Below are 17,045 nucleotides of genomic sequence, written 5' to 3'. Positions count from 1 at the left end.
TCATCAATGACTACTAATAAAAACGCCCCCCAGATTGAAGAGCGCAAAGATCTGAACTATGACGCCTCTCGCAAGCAAAAGTCGAGCGAGAAGACTGCGCGTATTCCGATCAAGATTGTCCCCCTCGAGGAGATGCTAAAAAAGCCAGATTGGATTCGGGTTAAGGCAGCCTCTGGCAATTCTCGTTTTTCAGAGATCAAAAAGATTTTGCGTGAGAATGAGTTGGTAACCGTTTGCGAAGAAGCAAGTTGCCCAAATATTGGTGAATGCTTTGGTAAAGGTACTGCAACTTTCATGATCATGGGTGATAAGTGCACACGCCGTTGCCCATTTTGTGATGTCGGTCATGGTAGGCCGGATCCACTTGACCAGAACGAGCCTCATAATTTAGCTAGGACGATTGCTGCACTCAAGCTCAACTACGTCGTGATTACCAGCGTAGATCGAGATGATCTACGTGATGGTGGTGCGATGCATTATGTCGACTGCATTACTCAAAGTAGAGCGCTCTCACCGAAGACCCGTATTGAAGTTTTGGTACCAGATTTCCGAGGGCGCCTAGATAAAGCGCTGGATATTTTTTCTGAGCATGCGTCTATGGGTCTGCCTGATGTGATGAATCACAATTTAGAAACGGTTCCTCGTCTATACAAGGAAGCGCGTCCTGGCGCAGACTATTTGCACTCGCTAAAGTTATTAAAAGATTTCAAGGCGCGCTTTCCCCATATTCCCACTAAGAGTGGTCTGATGGTGGGTCTTGGTGAAACCGATGAAGAAATCTTGGCAGTGATGCGCGATATGCGTGAGCACAATATTGACATGCTTACGATCGGTCAGTACTTGGCGCCTTCAGGTCACCACTTGCCCGTCAAGCGCTATGTGCACCCGGATGTCTTTAAACATTTTGAAGAAGAGGCATATAAGATGGGCTTCTCCCATGCGGCAGTTGGGGCCATGGTGCGCTCTAGCTATCACGCTGATCAACAAGCGCATGAGGCAGGGATTGTTTAGAGCAAAGATTGCTCAAGCGCTATTGAGCATTGCATTAATATTTGGAATGCTGGCTTGCAGTCCAAGCTTGAATTGGCGCACTGTTCAAGCCCCTGAAGAAAGTTATTCAACTTTATTTCCAGCCAAGCCTGATAAGTTAGAAAGAAATCTTCCGTTCCAAGATCAAGTGATTCATCAAGTGCTCCAAGCTGCTAAAGTTGGTGACGATATCTATTCTGTTAGCAGTATTCATTTAGTTGGTAAGCAAGCAGAGTTCTTGCCAAAGATTTTGGAACAACTGCAAAATAACGTATTGAATAGAGCCGGAGTGAATCTTCAAAATGCGGTCTCTCAAGAGAGCTACTACAGAAATGCTAATCAGCAGCGCATGGCCGCGAAGAGCTATTTCCTAGAGATCCCAGCGAGTGAAAAAAATAATGCAACACGCCAGCTGATGCGCGTGATGTGGATTACTGGCACTGTTGAAAATGAGGGAGCATGGATTTACCAGCTAACAGTATTAAGAACTGGCGCTAGCAATGAAGATCCAAAAACAGTTTTAAACAATGAAGCGTTCTCACCCTTTTTTGAAGAGTTCAAACTGGATTAAGACTTTTCCAGAGCGGCTACTTTAGCTTCGAGTGTTTCCAATTTCTCACGAGTCTTTGCAAGTACTTTGGATTGCAATTCAAACTCTTCGCGAGTGACCAGATCCATTTTTTGAAAACCTTGATTCATCATGGCGCGCACATTCTTTTCAATCTCTTGCGCTGGTGAATTTTTAATCGCCTCACTCACTTTGTTTTGCATATCACCTGCGATGCGTTGAATTTGCTCGAGGATTTCACCAGGTTTTTGCATGATCTAAAGGGCCCAAATTGGTTAATGTTGCTTAATAGTCACAGAGCTAATTTTAATTTGGATGGGAATTTAGGGTGAAAAACCCTAAAAAGACCTCAAAATTGGCTAAAAAGTCACTTTGCAACTGATTTTATGTACCATTTTGGTGCATATGCATTGATTTGGTGAATTCTTAGATTTCAGTCTAGTGACAAACCCTCATGATTGCACCATGCAATATGCATCAACCTCTTTTTTATTTACAACCCGTAGGAGTAATTTTATGAAATCTTTACAAAAGAAAGCAATCTCTGCAGTAGCAGTAGGCTTGTTGACTAGCTTAGCGTGTGCGTCAGCATTCGCGGAAGACGCACCAGCTGCTGATGTGCCTGAAGTTAGCCCAATCGTAGCGAACGTTACAGTGGTCAATGATTATCGCTATCGTGGTATCAGCCAATCAAACTTTAAACCAGCAATTCAAGGTGGATTTGATTACGCCCACGAAAGCGGTTTTTATGTTGGAAACTGGAATAGTTCCATTAGCTGGGTTGGAGATAATTACAAAACTGCTGCTGGAGTAAGCACATCTGCACCAATCGAAATGGATTTCTACGGTGGCTTTAAGAAAGAACTGATTGGCGAAGGTTTTGCATCTGATTTAGGTATCTTGCAGTACTACTACCCAACAAGCGGTATCCAATTAACTAGCCAGCAAGCTAATCCAAACACTACAGAGATTTATGCAGCACAGAACTACACATACGGCCCATTGACAGGTTTCGTAAAGTTCTCATACGCTGTTTCAACACTGTTTGGTAATGTCAATTCTAGTGGTTCTTACTACCCTGATTTCACTGCGAACTATGACACTGGTGTATGGGGCCTTGCTCTTAACGGACACATTGGCTATCAATATGTTGCAGGCCATCAGCCTTCTAGCAATACAACTTGGGGCACTTCTGGCAACGTGAACGGTCTCACCAATAGCACACTTTATAGCTACACCGATTGGAAGCTGGGCGTAACAAAAGACTTTGGCGGTGGCTTATCTGGCGCTTTGGCTTATGTTGGTACCAATGCTGCTACCTATAAGGGTGCATACGGCTACTCAGATCCACAAGGTAAGAACACTGGTAAAGCCACTGGTCTGGTTTCTTTAACAAAAACTTTCTAATTCTTTCCCTGAACGGAGAAACGCATGAAATTAATCACCGCAATCATCAAGCCATTCAAGCTTGACGAAGTGCGCGAAGCTCTCTCAGAAGTGGGAGTTTCGGGCATCACCGTTACTGAAGTTAAAGGTTTCGGTCGTCAAAAGGGCCACACTGAGTTGTACCGTGGCGCTGAGTATGTTGTCGATTTTTTGCCTAAGGTAAAAATCGAAGCTGCTGTTGAAGATGGCATCCTAGAAAAAGCTATTGAGGCGATTGAGAAGTCCGCCAAAACTGGCAAGATCGGCGACGGTAAGATTTTCGTCTCCCCTGTTGAACACGTCATTCGCATTCGTACCGGTGAAACCGGCGCGTCAGCACTTTAAAGAGAGGTTGAAAATGTTAACTTGGATGAAACGACTTATCGCTGGAAGCGCGATGGCTATGGCTATCGGTGCAACCGGTGTCATGGTTAGCGCACCAGTATTTGCCGATACAGCGAAGCCTGCTGTTTCTGCACCTGCTGCCGCTCCAGCTGCTGCGGCTCCTGCCGACACAGTAAACAAAGGCGATACCGCTTGGATGTTGATGTCTACAGCACTCGTGCTGTTGATGACCCTTCCTGGTTTGGCTTTGTTCTACGGCGGTCTGACACGTAGCAAAAATGTACTGTCTATTTGTATGCAGTGCTTCATGATCTTCTCAGTGATAACGGTACTCTGGTCCCTTTATGGATACAGTTTGGCGTTCACGGAAGGCGGAGCATTCATCGGTGGAACAGATCGACTCTTTTTGGCTGGCCTGACTCCAGACTCTATCGCAGCAACCTTCTCTAAGGGTGTTGGCATTCCTGAGTATGTATTCATGGCTTTCCAAGCAGTGTTCGCGACAATTACTTGCTGTTTGATCATTGGTTCATTCGCTGAGCGCGCTAAGTTCTCCGCAATTTTGATTTTCATGATCCTCTGGTTCACATTCAGCTACTTGCCAATCGCCCACATGGTTTGGTTCTGGCCTGGTCCTGATGACATCAAAGATGCCGCATCACTCGACGCTATTACAGCTCGTGCTGGTTGGTTGTGGCAGAAGGGTATTCTCGACTTTGCTGGTGGTACCGTTGTTCATATCAACGCTGCTATCGCTGGTTTGGTTGGTTCCTTCGTTATCGGTAAGCGTTTGGGTTACGGCAAAGAGCCAATGAAGCCACATAACTTGGTTTACGTTATGTCTGGTGCAGCACTCTTGTGGTTCGGTTGGTTTGGCTTTAATGCTGGATCGGCTCTTGAGGCTAACGGTAGTGCGGCATTGGCTTTCGTTAACACCTATTTGGCAACTGCTGCAGCTGTTATCGGCTGGTCATGCGCTGAGTGGATTCTCAAAGGCAAGCCATCCATGTTAGGTGGCGCATCTGGTTGCGTAGCAGGTTTGGTCGCTATTACTCCAGCTGCTGGCTTTGTAGGCCCAATGGGCGCTCTCGCTATCGGTGTTGCTGCAGGTGTAGTTTGCTTGTGGGGTGTAACAGGTCTCAAGAAAATCTTGGGCTCTGACGATAGCTTAGATGTATTCGGTGTGCACGGCGTTGGCGGTATTTTGGGCGCCTTGTTAACCGGTGTTTTTGCTGACCCAGCATTGGGTGGCACAGGTATCTGGGATTATGTTGCTAATGCAGTTGCCCCTGATTACTCTATTGCCAGCCAATTGTGGATCCAAGCTCAAGGCGTGATTACCACCTTGATCTGGTCTGGCGTAGTTTCTTTCATTGCCTTCAAGTTGATCGATATGGTTATTGGTCTCCGTGTTAAGGAAGAAGAAGAGCGCGAAGGCCTGGATATTGCTTCCCACGAAGAATCAGCTTACGAGTCTTAATTAGTTCATTACCCCTCAATCGGGCGGCCTTCAGGTTGCCTGATTTTTAAGCGCGGAATCCTTGGATTCCGCGTCTTTCTTTTAATAATCTTACAATGGTGAAATGGTTCCACATCTCATCACAGCCCTTAGCGGTCCCTTGCTCGAGCTCGAGTCCAAGGTTCTAGAAGCAACCCCAACAATTGAGCGCTGGTTTAGGCTGGAGTGGCAAGAACACACCCCTCCTTTTTACTGTTCAGTTGATCTCCGAAATTCGGGCTTCAAGCTCGCACCAGTAGATACCAATCTATTCCCTGGCGGATTTAATAATTTATCGCCACAGATGCTACCCCTGGCTGTTCAGGCAGCTATGGCTGCAATTGAGAAGATTTGCCCTGAGGCCAAGAATTTATTGTTGATTCCGGAGCGTCATACTCGTAATACCTTCTACCTACAAAATATTGCCCGCTTATCTTCTATCTTGCGTCAAGCAGGCTTGAATGTCCGTTTAGGTACTTTGTCAGATGAGATTAAGAAACCAACTTGGATTGAGTTGCCCGACGGCAATCGTTTATTGATGGAGCCTTTAGAGCGCTTGGGTTTGAAGAAGCAGCGCCTCGGCTTGAAAGATTTTGATCCTTGTTCCATTTTGCTAAACAATGATTTGTCCGCAGGAATTCCTCCTGTTCTAGAAAATATTTATGAGCAGTATTTACTGCCCGGCTTGCACGCAGGCTGGCAGACTCGTCGTAAATCAAATCACTTTGCAGCCTACGAAGAGGTTGCGAAGAAGTTTTCTAAAGTAGTCGATATTGATCCCTGGATGATTAGTCCTTTTTTCACGAGCTGCAAGAATGTGAACTTCCATGAGCGCAGGGGTGAAGACGAGCTACAAACAGCCGTTGAACAGATTCTGAAAAAGACCGCCAAAAAATATCGTGAGTACGGTATTAAAGAGAAGCCTTATGTCGTTGTGAAAGCTGATGCCGGCACCTATGGCATGGGAGTCATGGTGGTACATGACCCGGCGCAGCTAAAAGACCTCAATCGCAAAGATCGCAACAAGATGAGTGTCGTCAAGGAGGGCCTTGAGGTCAGCGATGTATTGATCCAAGAGGGTGTCTACACCTTTGAGAAAGTCAACGAGGCTGTTGCTGAGCCTGTGGTCTATATGATTGATCGCTATGTGATTGGTGGCTTCTACCGAGTTCATACTGATCGTGGACCAGATGAGAACCTCAATGCCCCTGGAATGCATTTCGTACCACTGGCTTTTGAGCAAAACTCAATGCCTGATATGCAGGCCAAGCCCGGTAGCGCAGCACCAAACCGTTTTTATCTGTATGGCGTTGTTGCTCGTCTGGCTTTATTGGCCGCCTCTCTGGAGTTGGAGCGGACCGATCCTGATGCTGAAGTCGTTTAATGTTCCTGCATTGCTAATGGCGATATAGAGGTAGATGAATGGATTTTTTATTTATTGCCGATCCACTGGAGAGTTTTAAGGTCTCGAAAGACTCCACCTTGGCGATGATGCGCGCTGCCCAGACCGCAGGGCATCAATTATGGTTTGCAGAAAGTCGCAATATTCTTTGGAGCGGCGAGGCAGTCATTGCTGATTGCCAAGCGCTAGCAATCAAGCCCAGTGGACATGCTTGGTTTGAGTTGGGAAAAACCAAGGCACGCGCCCTAAAAGATTTTTCTGCAGTACTGATGCGTACCGATCCTCCTTTTGATATTGAATACCTTAATACCACTTGGCTCTTGTCGGCGGCTGTACGTCAAGGCGCAAAGGTATTCAACGACCCAAACGCTATTCGTGATCATTCAGAAAAGTTATCGATCACTGAATTTCCTGAGCTTACCCCCCCAACTTTAGTGACTCGTGAACTTTCTGCCGTAGTGAAGTTTCATGAAGCGCATCGCGATATTGTCATTAAGCCATTAGATGGTATGGGTGGAATGGGTGTATTTCGTGTCGGGCCTGATGGCCTCAACTTGGCAAGCATTGTTGAAACTCTGGGAGAGAATGGCTTGAGAACCTTGATGATTCAGCGTTTCTTGCCAGAGATTTCGCAGGGTGACAAGCGGGTGCTTTTGATTGGTGGCGAGGTAGTGCCTTTTGCCTTGGCTCGTATTCCACAGGGCAGCGAGATTCGGGGTAACTTAGCCGCTGGAGGGAAGGGCGTGGCAATGCAGCTCACTCCTCAAGAATTAGGGCTTGCACAAAAGTTGGCCCCATTGCTGAATCAACGCGGTTTATTTTTAGTAGGATTGGATTTAATTGGCGGGTATTTGACTGAAATCAATGTCACAAGCCCGACTTGTTTTGTTGAGATAACTGAGCAAAGTGGCATTGATGTAGCTCAGTTTTGGCTAGAGGCCTTAGAGAAAGCATTGAAATAAAAATGGCTGGAATTATTATTGTTGCGCATACTCCGGTAGCAAGTGCCATGTACGGGTTTGCAGAGCACATTTTTGGTAAATCGCCTGAGCGAGTCAGGGCAATTGATATTCCGCCTTATGAGGATACGAAGGTCAGTTTTGAGCGGGTGCTACAAGCGGCGAATGAAGTTGATAATGGCAACGGAGTTCTAGTGCTAACCGATGTGATGGGCGCCACCCCTGCTAATGTGGCTACTAAATTAGAGACCAATGGCTCGTCATCTGGTCTGCATCCCAAAGTCATTGTTTTGGCAGGCTTAAATCTGCCAATGTTGATGCGTTGTATTTCACACCGAGAAGATGGTTTAGAGAGCTTGGCCCTCAAAGCGCTACAAGGTGGCCAGAATGGAATCCTTCGCTTGGGAAATAAAGTTGCCACAGAAAAAACTCAGGAGCAAACATAAATGCCAGTTGCCGATATTCAGATTGTGAATAAGCTTGGATTACATGCTCGGGCCTCTGCTAAGCTCTCTCAATTAGCGGCTGAATTTCCCTGTGAAATATTGCTATCTCGCAATGGACGTCAAATTAATGCAAAAAGCATCATGGGTGTCATGATGCTAGCTGCCGGTATTGGCAGCACTGTGACGCTTGAAACGATTGGTGATAAAGCGGATGAGGCTATGCAGGCCTTAACCGAGCTGATTAATAACCGTTTTGGTGAGGCTGAATAACGATGACATTTGCCTTGCACGGTATTCCGGTATCGAAGGGTATTGCAATTGGCAAGGCAGTGTTGATTTCGCGTGCGGCATTAGAGGTCAGTCACCATGTGATTGAGCCGGGCAAAGAAGAGGCGGAAGCGCAAAAATTATTAGATGCTTTTGAGCAAGTTCGTTTAGAGCTAGATCAATTGCGCAAAGGCCTGCCTAAAGATGCCCCTCAGGAGATGGCCGCTTTCTTGGATGTGCATGGCATGATTTTGGCTGACCCTGCTCTTGCTGAAAAACCACTCAAGCTGATTCGGACTGAGCGCTTAAATGCAGCCTGGGCGCTGACAACCGAATTGAATGATTTACTTGAGCAGTTTTCTGAGATTGAGGATGCCTATCTCAAAGAGCGTGCAAATGATATTCGTCAGGTGGCTGAGCGTGTTTTAAAGGCTCTCAGTAATCAGCAATCCGATTCTTTGCAAGAACCCGATGCTCTACCAACGAGCGAGCTTGGAGCAGATGCCATTATCGTTGCGCATGACATTGCTCCGCATGATATGTTGCGTTTTAAAGAACATGCATTCACGGGCTTTGTAACCGATCTTGGAGGCAAGACCTCGCATACTGCCATTGTGGCGCGCAGTATGGAAATACCGGCAGTGCTTGGCGTGCGACACGCTAGTGAAATGATTCGTCATGGCGACTGGCTCATTTTGGACGGAGAGCATGGGGTTGTGATTGTTGCCCCAGATGAGCAATTATTGGCTGAGTATCGCGCCCTTCAAGTCAAGGCAATCGAAGAAACTAGTAAGTTACAGAATCTGAAGCACTCCAAAACCTGCACAGCAGATGGAGTAGCCATTGAATTATTTGCCAATATTGAGCTTCCTGAAGATGCTATTCAGGCTGTTGAGTTTGGGGCGGTCGGTGTAGGTTTATTTCGTTCTGAATTCTTGTTCATGGATCGTAATCAGGCATTGCCAGATGAAGAGCAACAATACGAGGAATATCGGCGCGTTATCGAATTAATGCATGGTTTGCCAGTGAATATCAGGACGATAGACGTGGGCGCAGATAAAGCCCTGGGGGCTGGCAGCGATTTATCGCAAACAGGAACTTCACCATTAGGCTTGCGAGCGATTCGTTGGTCCCTCACTGAGCCAGAAATTTTCCTAACGCAATTAAGAGCAATTTTGCGGGCATCGGCTCATGGACAGGCTCGGATCATGATTCCGATGCTGGCGCATGCAAAAGAGATTCATGAAACATTCCGCTTGATTGAAAAGGCCAAACAGCAGCTGCATCAACGAGGCCAATCATTTAATCCCAATATCCAAGTTGGCGCCATGATTGAGATCCCTGCGGCTGCATTGACGCTTCCTTTATTCATTCACCACTTTGATTTTTTATCGATTGGTACAAATGATTTAATTCAATACACTTTGGCGATTGACCGGGCTGATCATGCTGTGGCACATTTGTATGATCCTTTGCATCCCGCTATCTTGAGTTTGCTGTACACCATCATTACCCAAGCAAACAAAGCGAAGACGCCAATTGCTATTTGTGGTGAGATGGCGGGCGACCCAACATTGACTAAGCTATTGCTGGCAATGGGCTTAACCGACTTCTCCATGCACTTTAGTCAACTTTTATTGGTGAAGCGTGAAATACTCAAGGCCAATGTCAGTCAGCTCAAATCTCACCTCCCTGAAATTCTGAAAGCAGTTGAGCCAGAGGCTCAGGCGATCGCGCTTGAGCGCCTCTTAGCGAGTTAGATTCACTTAGTAAATCGGTTTAGTGACGATTGCCACAAACTGAGCATTCAGGATTGCGTTTTAAGCGAATTTCATCGATTTGGGTGGTGAGCGCATTCCAAAGCAGCATTCTGCCGATCAGTGAATCACCAAAGCCGATCAGGAGTTGCAAAGCTTGGGCTGCTTGAATGCTGCCAATGATGCCTACTAGTGGGGCAAAGACTCCCATGCTTGCACAATTGGTTTCTTCAAACTGCTCCTCTGGAGAAAAGATACAGGCATAGCAGGGTGATTCAGGACTACGAATATCAAAGACATTCACCTGACCATCAAAGCGAAGTGCAGCTCCCGATACCAGGGGCAAACGGTGCTCAACACAAGCGAGATTGATGAGCTGTCTTGTCGCATAGTTATCAGTGCAATCCAAGACAATCTGTGCTGTTGGCAGAAGTGGATTCAGCAACTTGGCGCTTGCCCTTTCCTCAACAGCAATGAGTTCAATCGTGCTATTAAGCTGTTCCAGAAATTGTTTCCCAGATACAGCTTTATTTTGCCCAATCGTTTTATGGGAGTGCATCACTTGCCGTTGAAGATTGGTTAAATCAACCTGGTCATGATCAACCAAAGTCAGTTTGCCGATACCTGCCGCAGCTAGGTAGGGAGCTGCAGCACTGCCAAGTCCTCCGGCGCCAATAATGACAGCGTGTGAGGCAAGCAGTTTTTCTTGGCCAGCAACATCAATCTCTTCGAGTAGCAAGTGCCTTGAATAGCGCAGTAGCTGTTCATCATTCATTTTCTATCTCGAGCGGTGCTAACGGATTTATTCGAGTTTGGAAGCAGAACGTTTAACGGTGCCACCATTTAAGTAGGAGACAGCTTGCTCGAGCATAAAGTCATCAGAGCTACCAAGTTCGATAGGCTTTTTGGCCTTAGCTTTTTCAGCCTCTTTTTCTTGATCGGTCTTCTTTGCATTTTTTTCTTCAATGCGCTGCATCTCTTCTAAACGACGCTTTTCACGATCAGCAATTAATTTTTCTTCAGATGCCTGTTTATTACGAAGATGTTTCTCGCTATCAACCTCGCGAGTAATCAGGACATCATCTGGATCGCCATCTTTACTTTGATCTACCGCAATGTCAGGCTTGATGCCAAAAGCTTGAATAGATCTGCCATTAGGTGTGTAGTAGTAAGCAGTCGTAATCTTGAGGGCGCTGTCATTGGTGAGGGGGCGCACAGTTTGTACGGAACCTTTACCAAAGGTGGTCTTACCGATAATCGTTGCCCGTTTGTAATCTTGTAGAGCGCCTGCCACAATTTCAGAGGCTGAAGCAGAATAGGCATTTACCAAAACCACCATCGGAAGTTTCTTAAAGATTTCAGGGACGCCAGCAAGGGGATCGCCAGGCTCATTTAATCGATACATGGCCGGCGTTGCATTAAATACTTGTTTTGAATCTTGCGTTTGGCCTTTGGTAGAAACAATCACTGCATCGTTTGGTAAGAATGCCGCTGCAACACCGACTGCACCTTGTAAGAGACCGCCACCATTATTGCGAAGGTCCAAGATAATCCCTTTTAGCTTGGGGTCTTGCGCTGCCAACTCAGTCAGTTTTTTAGCAAGATCTGGAACGGTTCGCTCTTGAAAGCTGGTGACGCGCACCCAAGCAATATCCTTATCTAAAATCTTGGCTTTGACTGATTGCACTTTAATTTCTGCGCGAGTGATTGTGACAGGAAATGTCCGTTCTTCACTCTTGCGATAAATGGTCAACGTAATTTTTGTGCCAGGAGTGCCACGCATGGTTCGAACGGCTTTATCAAGCGACATGCCGCGGACAGGCTTGTCGTCCAAGCGAGTAATTAAATCCCCAGCCTGAAGGCCAGCTCGCTCTGCAGGACTGCCTTCAATGGGATTCAAGACTTTCACTAAGCCATCCTCAGAGGTGATTTCAATTCCGAGACCAGCAAACTTACCTGTAGTTTGCTCCTGCATCTCTTCAAAATCTTTTTTATCTAGAAATGTAGAGTGAGGGTCAAGGCTACTGACCATACCCTTTACTGCATCTGTTAATAATTGCTTATCTTCGATTGGTTCCACATATTCACGTTTGATCTGGGCAAATACGTTCGAGAGCGTACGAAGCTCATCCAAGGGTAGTGTCGTATTTTGTTGAGCCGTTGCCGACAATTGAATCGTTGCTGCCACCCCTGCAATTAAGCCAATCGCAATGAGGGCAAAATTCTTTAAAAATTGGCGCATATTTTTTCTTTTTAATCTAAATAGAAATGGCGAATAGGCTTGAGATTGTCATCAAGCTCATATACCAAGGGAATACCATTTGGAACGTTCACTTCCATGATGGCTTCATCAGAAAGTTGATCTAAGTATTTGATGAGTGCTCGGATGCTATTGCCGTGTGCAACCAAGACAATTCGCTTGCCAGCTTTGAGTGCAGGGGCGATCGACTCATTCCACAAGGGTAGGACCCGCTCGACATTGTCTTCAAGGCATTCGCCAAGAGGCACTTCAGAGGGGTGGAGTTTTTCATAGCGGCGATCTTTTTGGGGATTGCGTTCATCGTGCGTCTCTAATAGAGGGGGGCGGATGTTGTAAGACCTTCTCCAGATGTGTACTTGCTCATCACCATACTGTGTGGCAGTCTCTGCTTTATTTAAACCCGTTAACGCGCCATAGTGGCGTTCGTTTAAACGCCAGCTATGAACTACTGGAATCCACATGAGGTCCATGGCATCTTGAACGCCCCACAAGGTTCGGATCGCACGCTTGAGAACGGAGGTATAGGCAATGTCAAATACGTAACCCGCTTTGAGAAGCTTTTCACCTGCAGCATGCGCTTGTTTTGCCCCATTTGGGGTCAAATCAACATCGGCCCAGCCGGTGAAGCGGTTTTCAAGATTCCAAGCGGATTCGCCGTGACGAATAAGAACAAGTTGTTTCATAGAGCCATTCTATAATCTGGTGATGAACTTTTTCACTCAAATTGACAATTTAGCGCTGATTGCCTTACTAGCTGTTTCAGGTATCGCACTCTTCCTACCCACATTATCTACGCTTATTAGTGGAAAGGGCCTCTCTCCAACCGAGGCGACGATTTGGATCAATCGTCGTAAGGCCTATGTCTTTGATTTGCGCTCTGAAGATGCCTTTAAAGCAGGTCACTTGCCTGGGGCGAAATTCGCCGCCGCCGCTACCCTAGGCGCTGAGATGGGTAAGCTCAAGCTGGATCGCAAGCATCCAGTGGTCTTAATTTGTGAGAATGGTAGTGACTCTCGTAAAGCCGTTGCGGTGGTCAAAACACTCGGGTTTGCTGAAGTAGCCGCCTTAGACGGCGGAATCGCTGCTTGGAAAGCAGCCGCTTTGCCTTTAGTTAAGTAAAAAATATGCCACAAGTCTTGATGTATAGCACCCAAGTTTGCCCTTACTGCGTGATGGCCGAAAAGCTTTTGCAGAAAAAAGGGGTAAGCAATCTAGAGAAGATTTTGATCGACAAAGATCCAGCTCAGCGCGAAATCATGATGACAAAAACGGGTCGTAGAACCGTGCCGCAAATCTATATTGGCGATACCCATGTTGGTGGATATGATGATCTGGTAGCCCTAGATCGTGCTGGACAGTTAGACCTTCTTTTAGCGTAAATATTCAATAGAGAGAATTTTCATGAGCGATAAAGCCACTTCAACTCAAGATGGTTTGGATCAAGATCAGGCCCCGAGCTTTCGGATTCAACGTGTCTATCTAAAAGATCTTTCCTTGGAGCAGCCAAATGCGCCAGAAATATTATTGATTCCAAAAGAACCACAAGTTCAAGTTGAAATCGATATTGCAGTCACCCGTCTTTCAGATGGATTATTTGAGGTCAGCGTGATTGGGACTGTTACCGCCCGCATTGAGGGCAAAGTATTGTTTTTAATTGAAGCCAATCAAACCGGTATTTTTGAATTTGCCAATATCCCTCCTGAGCAGATTGACCCCATGCTAGGTATTGCTTGCCCAACGATTTTGTATCCTTATTTGCGCTCCAATATTGCTGACACCATCAGCCGCGCTGGCTTCCAGCCGATTCATTTGAATGAAGTCAATTTCCACGGAATGTATGAGCATCGCTTAATGCAGGCTCAACAGGCTGGTGCGGGCTCAGAAGATAGTTCCGCCGAAGAAAGCAAGATCATTCTTCCTAACTAAGCTGTTTAAATAGGGCCAACAGATCATGAAAGTGACGCTGCTTGGAGCTGGAGCCTGGGGAACGGCGATGGCCGTTCAGGCTGCTCGTTTTCTTGAGCATGACCAAGTCTGTTTATGGTCGCGCTCCTTGGAGCAGATTGAGCATATTCAAAAACAGGGTGAGAACCGCGCCTACTTGCCTGGCTTCGCATTACCCAAGAGCCTGCGCCTAGAGGCCAATTTTTCTGTGGCGATTCATCGCTTAGGCCCGCATGATTTATTGGTGATTGCAACCCCGATGGCAGGTTTAGCAGAGACACTTGTTCAAGTATTGCAAGTTGCGAAACATGCTTTAAACATTGTTTGGCTGTGTAAGGGTTTAGAGCCAAGCTCGACCTTTTTGCCACATCAAGTCGTAGAGCGAGAAGATCGTTTGCACAACAAAGGTATCAAGCATGCATACGGTGTGTTGTCTGGACCCAGTTTTGCCAAAGAGGTAGCCAATGGAATGCCTTGCGCTTTGACGGTGGCCAGTCAATCAGATGAACTATGTACGATTGTGCAAACCGCTTTTCATCATGGCAATATGCGAATCTATGCAAGCGATGATTTGATCGGCGTTGAGTTGGGTGGCGCAATTAAAAATGTACTGGCTATTGTGGCGGGTATCAGTGATGGCTTAAATCTGGGGCTGAATGCGCGTGCAGCAGTTCTCACGCGAGGCTTGGCAGAAATGATGCGCTTGGTTAAAGCAGCCGGGGGACGCTCAGAAACCTGCATGGGATTAACGGGCGTTGGCGATTTGATCTTGACAGCCACTGGCGACCTTTCAAGAAATCGACAAGTGGGCTTAGCGCTTGCTACGGGCCAGCCACTACAAACAATATTAGATGGACTAGGGCATGTAGCTGAAGGCGTTTTGTGTGCCTCGGCAGTAAGTAATTTAGCGGCGCGCCTGGGGGTAGAAATGCCTATTACGAATGCGATGACGGAAGTTTTATCCGGTCATGTTGGTGCGCAAGAAGCTTTGCAGAAATTAATGGGTCGCGATCCAACAACAGAAGTCTGATTCAGCTCATTTTCTAGCTACCGCCTTGCAAACCATTTTGTCGCCAGGCTTCGTAGACAACAATCGCAACCGTATTGGAAAGATTAAGACTGCGACTGCTCTCTTGCATCGCTAAGCGCATCCGGTTTTGGGCAGCAATGGAATCTCTCACTTCGTCAGTAATGCCTTTGGTTTCAGAGCCAAAGACAAAATAATCGCCTGGCTGATAATGGCCAGCATGAAAATGCCCAGAGCCTTTCGTGGTTAGTGCAAACACCCGCTCCATTTTGGGCTGTTCATTCATGAGAAAAACTTGCCAGTTTTGATGTACTTTGACGCTAGTAAATTCGTGGTAATCCAAACCCGCTCTCCGAAGCTTTGCGTCCTCCATCGGAAAACCTAGAGGCTCAATTAAATGAAGCGAGGCTCCAGTGTTCGCACACAGGCGGATGATGTTGCCGGTGTTAGGTGGGATTTCAGGTTCGAATAAAACAATGTTAAACATGCTGCAATCTTTTGGTCATGTATCTTGGGGTTCTGAGTAAAACCCAATTCAGAACTCGTGAAGCTCCATTGTCCTTCAGAACAGCAGCAATTTCATTCAAAGTGGCTTTGCTTGTCATCACATCATCAAAAATCACCACGTGCCGGCCTTTGATGGAATCTTTGAAGTGAGGATTGAGATAAAACATACCTTTGACCGTTTCTGCGCGTGAAGTGCTGTCAGATCCCACAAGGTCATGTGGCGCATGATGTCTTTGTAGCACACACGCTAATTTTTGAATGGTTTTGGGTACTTGTATGCGACGCAGAATTTCCCAGCTTTGGTTGAAACCTCTCTCGCATAATTTTTTCTGACTCAGTGGCACAGGCATTGCCACGTCAATTCCAACATAATCTAAGCGCGATGCCAGAATGTGATTCCAAGTACTCGCTAAGCCATGCGCCACACTGATGCGCTTGGTGTATTTCAAATTATGTAGGGATTTTTGCAAACCGCTTTCATAAGATGCAAGACAAACGCTCTCATCAAAGTGGGGCGGTTCTAGTCGACATTCATCACACTTGCCTGCACTAAGTTCGATTGCAGTTAAGCAGATGCCGCATTGTCTGCAACATTCATAATGACAAAGAGCCTCATCAGAGAGTTTTTTCAAGCATCCTAGGCAAACGAGATCATCCTGAAAAGACTCGCAAATAATGCAAGCGTTGGGCAATAGTTTTGCTATTGAAAACATGGGCCGCTGAGTATACTGAGCACATGACCCAACCCCTAAGATGGCTTCAATCCGAAATTGCAAGTCGGATGATGCAAAAGCTAGAAATCGTTAAGCTTGATGTAAATGATCTGCTGGTGATTCCGGATTTTCCGGGGAAGCATGCTTCACTTTTAGCTAAGCGATTTCCGGGTGTGAGCATCAATAGCGCTTCAGAACCCACCATGAATGCCTGGGATTCGTGGTGCTATCAGATGTTTCGAAAATCGCGCGCAATATTTCGCGGAGGAAATCAGTTTTCTTTAGAGCGTTATCGACAGACTGGGCACATTGATCTTCCGGATGATTCGGTTGATTTGGTCTTTAGCGATTTGCTTCTACAAAACCTTCCTGACCCAAAACATTTTTTACAGGAATGTTGGAGAGTGCTGCGGGAGGGTGGGCTTCTGACCTTTGCCTACTTAGGCCCTGATACTGGTAAAGAGTTGATTGGCATACCTGGGCTAGAGGGGGTTCTACAAAAGTTGGCGAGTCCTTGGGATATGCACGATATGGGGGATGCAGTTCTATCAGAAGGCTTTTCAGAGCCGGTGATGGACATGGAGTATGTTCATTTGGAATACGAATCAGATGCTCTTTTAGTGGCAGACTCGATTGCTTTGCAACTAATGTCTCAAGCACCCCAAATGCAGGTGGCTACCCCGGAGTTACCTAAAAAAATGACTCTGGAGGTGGTCTACGGACATGCGTGGGCTATCGGTAAGCACCTCACTAGAGCCAAAGATCAGCTGGCTTATATTGATCCCCGGCAAATTCAGCGCAAGACAAGCCGTGATCCTAATTAAATGTAAGTGCTTACTATCATTTTGAGCCACTAATCATCCTTTTGCTCTTCGAGGGGCTCAATTGTTGAAGCTGT

General features: G+C 46.4%; 21 protein-coding genes. 15 read left to right on the top strand and 6 right to left on the bottom strand.

The genetic code is table 11. The features are described from left to right. Window positions 1-6: 6 nt before the first annotated feature. Together lipA and ICU98_RS08245 are read left to right on the top strand one after the other, a co-directional pair. Window positions 7-1,011: a lipoyl synthase gene (lipA, locus tag ICU98_RS08250; protein ID WP_215352056.1), complete on the top strand. Its 1,005-nt coding sequence runs from the start codon at window positions 7-9 to the stop codon at window positions 1,009-1,011. Further along, entirely contained in the window at window positions 1,004-1,600 is a 597-nt protein-coding gene (locus tag ICU98_RS08245; protein WP_215352054.1) for a hypothetical protein, read from the top strand. Before lipA ends, ICU98_RS08245 begins: the two co-directional genes overlap by 8 nt. On the opposite strand, the gene ICU98_RS08240 is transcribed toward ICU98_RS08245, so the two are convergent. Beyond that, on the bottom strand, window positions 1,597-1,851 hold the full coding sequence (locus ICU98_RS08240) for an accessory factor UbiK family protein (RefSeq protein ID WP_215336449.1): 255 nt from the start codon (window positions 1,849-1,851) through the stop codon (window positions 1,597-1,599). The genes ICU98_RS08245 and ICU98_RS08240 overlap by 4 nt on opposite strands. Window positions 1,852-2,113: 262 nt before the next feature. Here ICU98_RS08240 and ICU98_RS08235 point away from each other — a divergent pair, with 262 nt between their 5' ends. The 8 genes from ICU98_RS08235 (at window position 2,114) to ptsP (ending at window position 9,699) form a co-directional block, all read left to right on the top strand. Beyond that, complete coding sequence (locus tag ICU98_RS08235; RefSeq protein WP_215352052.1) at window positions 2,114-3,004, top strand: TorF family putative porin; 891 nt, start codon at window positions 2,114-2,116, stop codon at window positions 3,002-3,004. Window positions 3,005-3,028: 24 nt separating this feature from the next. Continuing rightward, window positions 3,029-3,367: a P-II family nitrogen regulator gene (locus ICU98_RS08230; protein ID WP_112205519.1), complete on the top strand. Its 339-nt coding sequence runs from the start codon at window positions 3,029-3,031 to the stop codon at window positions 3,365-3,367. Between the two features lie 13 nt (window positions 3,368-3,380). Further along, a complete protein-coding gene (locus ICU98_RS08225; protein WP_215336446.1) occupies window positions 3,381-4,847 on the top strand; it encodes an ammonium transporter in 1,467 nt (488 codons plus the stop codon). Between the two features lie 103 nt (window positions 4,848-4,950). Continuing rightward, window positions 4,951-6,249, top strand: a complete 1,299-nt coding sequence (gene gshA, locus ICU98_RS08220) for a glutamate--cysteine ligase (RefSeq protein ID WP_215336444.1) — start codon at window positions 4,951-4,953, stop codon at window positions 6,247-6,249. 38 nt (window positions 6,250-6,287) lie between these two features. Continuing rightward, on the top strand, window positions 6,288-7,229 hold the full coding sequence (gene gshB, locus ICU98_RS08215) for a glutathione synthase (protein WP_215352050.1): 942 nt from the start codon (window positions 6,288-6,290) through the stop codon (window positions 7,227-7,229). Window positions 7,230-7,231: 2 nt separating this feature from the next. After that, window positions 7,232-7,672, top strand: coding sequence for a PTS sugar transporter subunit IIA (locus ICU98_RS08210; protein WP_215352049.1), 441 nt, complete (start codon window positions 7,232-7,234; stop codon window positions 7,670-7,672). Further along, a complete protein-coding gene (locus ICU98_RS08205) occupies window positions 7,673-7,942 on the top strand; it encodes an HPr family phosphocarrier protein (RefSeq protein WP_215336438.1) in 270 nt (89 codons plus the stop codon). Window positions 7,943-7,944: 2 nt separating this feature from the next. After that, the gene (ptsP, locus tag ICU98_RS08200) at window positions 7,945-9,699 is read left to right on the top strand and encodes a phosphoenolpyruvate--protein phosphotransferase (RefSeq protein ID WP_215352048.1); all 1,755 of its coding nucleotides are present in this window, start codon (window positions 7,945-7,947) and stop codon (window positions 9,697-9,699) included. Window positions 9,700-9,718: 19 nt separating this feature from the next. On the opposite strand, the gene ICU98_RS08195 is transcribed toward ptsP, so the two are convergent. The 3 genes from ICU98_RS08195 to gpmA are packed head-to-tail and all read right to left on the bottom strand — an operon-like array spanning window position 9,719 to window position 12,639. After that, complete coding sequence (locus ICU98_RS08195; RefSeq protein WP_215352047.1) at window positions 9,719-10,471, bottom strand: molybdopterin-synthase adenylyltransferase MoeB; 753 nt, start codon at window positions 10,469-10,471, stop codon at window positions 9,719-9,721. A 27-nt stretch (window positions 10,472-10,498) separates the two neighbouring features. Further along, window positions 10,499-11,938, bottom strand: a complete 1,440-nt coding sequence (locus tag ICU98_RS08190; RefSeq protein WP_215352046.1) for a S41 family peptidase — start codon at window positions 11,936-11,938, stop codon at window positions 10,499-10,501. An 11-nt stretch (window positions 11,939-11,949) separates the two neighbouring features. Further along, window positions 11,950-12,639: a 2,3-diphosphoglycerate-dependent phosphoglycerate mutase gene (gene gpmA, locus ICU98_RS08185; RefSeq protein WP_215352045.1), complete on the bottom strand. Its 690-nt coding sequence runs from the start codon at window positions 12,637-12,639 to the stop codon at window positions 11,950-11,952. Between the two features lie 22 nt (window positions 12,640-12,661). Here gpmA and ICU98_RS08180 point away from each other — a divergent pair, with 22 nt between their 5' ends. From ICU98_RS08180 to ICU98_RS08165, 4 genes are read left to right on the top strand one after another with little or no spacing between them, the layout of a single operon-like run. Continuing rightward, the gene (locus tag ICU98_RS08180; RefSeq protein ID WP_215336429.1) at window positions 12,662-13,075 is read left to right on the top strand and encodes a rhodanese-like domain-containing protein; all 414 of its coding nucleotides are present in this window, start codon (window positions 12,662-12,664) and stop codon (window positions 13,073-13,075) included. 5 nt (window positions 13,076-13,080) lie between these two features. Then, window positions 13,081-13,335 (top strand): glutaredoxin 3, encoded by a 255-nt coding sequence (grxC, locus tag ICU98_RS08175; protein ID WP_215336428.1) that lies wholly within the window; start codon window positions 13,081-13,083, stop codon window positions 13,333-13,335. A 22-nt stretch (window positions 13,336-13,357) separates the two neighbouring features. Then, complete coding sequence (gene secB, locus ICU98_RS08170) at window positions 13,358-13,882, top strand: protein-export chaperone SecB (protein ID WP_215352044.1); 525 nt, start codon at window positions 13,358-13,360, stop codon at window positions 13,880-13,882. Window positions 13,883-13,907: 25 nt separating this feature from the next. Then, on the top strand, window positions 13,908-14,930 hold the full coding sequence (locus tag ICU98_RS08165; protein WP_215352042.1) for an NAD(P)H-dependent glycerol-3-phosphate dehydrogenase: 1,023 nt from the start codon (window positions 13,908-13,910) through the stop codon (window positions 14,928-14,930). Window positions 14,931-14,943: 13 nt separating this feature from the next. Here ICU98_RS08165 and trmL read toward each other — a convergent pair whose 3' ends face one another. Beyond that, entirely contained in the window at window positions 14,944-15,414 is a 471-nt protein-coding gene (trmL, locus tag ICU98_RS08160) for a tRNA (uridine(34)/cytosine(34)/5-carboxymethylaminomethyluridine(34)-2'-O)-methyltransferase TrmL (protein ID WP_215352040.1), read from the bottom strand. Beyond that, complete coding sequence (locus tag ICU98_RS08155; protein ID WP_215352038.1) at window positions 15,407-16,147, bottom strand: ComF family protein; 741 nt, start codon at window positions 16,145-16,147, stop codon at window positions 15,407-15,409. Before ICU98_RS08155 ends, trmL begins: the two co-directional genes overlap by 8 nt. Window positions 16,148-16,170: 23 nt before the next feature. On the opposite strand from ICU98_RS08155, the gene ICU98_RS08150 reads away from it, so the two are divergent. After that, a complete protein-coding gene (locus tag ICU98_RS08150) occupies window positions 16,171-16,971 on the top strand; it encodes a class I SAM-dependent methyltransferase (RefSeq protein ID WP_251365338.1) in 801 nt (266 codons plus the stop codon). Window positions 16,972-17,045 lie beyond the last annotated feature (74 nt).

Origin of the sequence: Polynucleobacter sp. MWH-P3-07-1 (assembly GCF_018687555.1) — a bacterium.
Taxonomy (GTDB): Bacteria; Pseudomonadota; Gammaproteobacteria; order Burkholderiales; family Burkholderiaceae; genus Polynucleobacter.
This window is presented reverse-complemented; position numbering and strand designations above follow the sequence as displayed.

What these genes read in the sequence shown, in the direction of transcription:
- lipA (WP_215352056.1), top strand. Translation starts at nt 7, where the DNA reads ATGACTACTAATAAAAACGCCCCCCAGATTGAAGAGCGCAAAGATCTG.
- ICU98_RS08240 (WP_215336449.1), bottom strand. Translation starts at nt 1,851, where the DNA reads ATGCAAAAACCTGGTGAAATCCTCGAGCAAATTCAACGCATCGCAGGT.
- ICU98_RS08235 (WP_215352052.1), top strand. Translation starts at nt 2,114, where the DNA reads ATGAAATCTTTACAAAAGAAAGCAATCTCTGCAGTAGCAGTAGGCTTG.
- ICU98_RS08230 (WP_112205519.1), top strand. Translation starts at nt 3,029, where the DNA reads ATGAAATTAATCACCGCAATCATCAAGCCATTCAAGCTTGACGAAGTG.
- ICU98_RS08225 (WP_215336446.1), top strand. Translation starts at nt 3,381, where the DNA reads ATGTTAACTTGGATGAAACGACTTATCGCTGGAAGCGCGATGGCTATG.
- gshA (WP_215336444.1), top strand. Translation starts at nt 4,951, where the DNA reads ATGGTTCCACATCTCATCACAGCCCTTAGCGGTCCCTTGCTCGAGCTC.
- gshB (WP_215352050.1), top strand. Translation starts at nt 6,288, where the DNA reads ATGGATTTTTTATTTATTGCCGATCCACTGGAGAGTTTTAAGGTCTCG.
- ICU98_RS08210 (WP_215352049.1), top strand. Translation starts at nt 7,232, where the DNA reads ATGGCTGGAATTATTATTGTTGCGCATACTCCGGTAGCAAGTGCCATG.
- ICU98_RS08205 (WP_215336438.1), top strand. Translation starts at nt 7,673, where the DNA reads ATGCCAGTTGCCGATATTCAGATTGTGAATAAGCTTGGATTACATGCT.
- ptsP (WP_215352048.1), top strand. Translation starts at nt 7,945, where the DNA reads ATGACATTTGCCTTGCACGGTATTCCGGTATCGAAGGGTATTGCAATT.
- ICU98_RS08195 (WP_215352047.1), bottom strand. Translation starts at nt 10,471, where the DNA reads ATGAATGATGAACAGCTACTGCGCTATTCAAGGCACTTGCTACTCGAA.
- ICU98_RS08190 (WP_215352046.1), bottom strand. Translation starts at nt 11,938, where the DNA reads ATGCGCCAATTTTTAAAGAATTTTGCCCTCATTGCGATTGGCTTAATT.
- gpmA (WP_215352045.1), bottom strand. Translation starts at nt 12,639, where the DNA reads ATGAAACAACTTGTTCTTATTCGTCACGGCGAATCCGCTTGGAATCTT.
- ICU98_RS08180 (WP_215336429.1), top strand. Translation starts at nt 12,662, where the DNA reads ATGAACTTTTTCACTCAAATTGACAATTTAGCGCTGATTGCCTTACTA.
- grxC (WP_215336428.1), top strand. Translation starts at nt 13,081, where the DNA reads ATGCCACAAGTCTTGATGTATAGCACCCAAGTTTGCCCTTACTGCGTG.
- secB (WP_215352044.1), top strand. Translation starts at nt 13,358, where the DNA reads ATGAGCGATAAAGCCACTTCAACTCAAGATGGTTTGGATCAAGATCAG.
- ICU98_RS08165 (WP_215352042.1), top strand. Translation starts at nt 13,908, where the DNA reads ATGAAAGTGACGCTGCTTGGAGCTGGAGCCTGGGGAACGGCGATGGCC.
- trmL (WP_215352040.1), bottom strand. Translation starts at nt 15,414, where the DNA reads ATGTTTAACATTGTTTTATTCGAACCTGAAATCCCACCTAACACCGGC.
- ICU98_RS08155 (WP_215352038.1), bottom strand. Translation starts at nt 16,147, where the DNA reads ATGTTTTCAATAGCAAAACTATTGCCCAACGCTTGCATTATTTGCGAG.
- ICU98_RS08150 (WP_251365338.1), top strand. Translation starts at nt 16,171, where the DNA reads ATGACCCAACCCCTAAGATGGCTTCAATCCGAAATTGCAAGTCGGATG.